The organism is Frankia gtarii, assembly GCF_025403375.1.
Lineage (GTDB): Bacteria > Actinomycetota > Actinomycetes > Frankiales > Frankiaceae > Frankia > Frankia gtarii.
Genome location: NZ_JAMPTM010000588.1, coordinates 1 through 740, shown reverse-complemented (window position 1 = coordinate 740; position 740 = coordinate 1). Strand labels below are relative to the sequence as shown.

Below are 740 nucleotides of genomic sequence, written 5' to 3'. Positions count from 1 at the left end.
ACCCGTCCCGGCGCGACCCCGCCACCGGCGCACTCCGCCCCCGGCACACCGCGCCACCGTCTCACCGCACCTCGGTGATCAGCTGCGGCGGGCTGTGCAGGTACGTGATCGACGGATCACGCCCCACCGACCCCGACACGATCTCCAACGCATCCGCCAGCGTCGACGCCGCCCGATAGCCCAGCCGCGCACACACCGCCCGATCGCCCCCGACGAAGACCACCTCGGCCAGATGCGCCCGCGCCGGCGCCGTCTCATACCAGCGGTGGAACGGATGCACCCCGTGATGCGCCAGCGACGTCCGGTACAGCGACGCATACCAGGGATCGGTGGCGTACTGCCGTTCGAACTTCGCCTCGACCGTCGCCGGATCACTCGACTCGGCCAGCACCTCCTCGTAGAAGTCCACATACGACGGCTGATGCAGCTGGGAGAACCGCGCCGCCACCGGATGGTAGACGATCATCGCTCCGTTCTCCCGGACGACGGGCCGCCCCCGATGACGGGCGAACACCTCGGCAAGCGCACCGTGCGCGGCCAGCACCGGATCCGCCGGCGCCCCACCCTGATACGCCCCGAACGGGGGCAACCCCACGACCACGACGTCACTCTGCCCGTCGACGTCGACACGCTGCTGGGCGTCGACGGACTGCCACGCCGCCGCCACGACGGCCGCCGGATCGCCCGCCGTCAGCGAGGTGATCGCATAGTCGGCGCCCAGCTCGCGCAGCACCCGGGCC

The 740-nt window shown here is 71.6% G+C and carries 1 protein-coding gene; it reads right to left on the bottom strand.

The features are described from left to right. Window positions 1-61: 61 nt before the first annotated feature. Window positions 62-740, bottom strand: a 679-nt coding sequence (locus NBZ83_RS32440) for a nickel-dependent lactate racemase family protein (RefSeq protein ID WP_498041101.1), incomplete at its 5' end; no start/stop codon positions are given.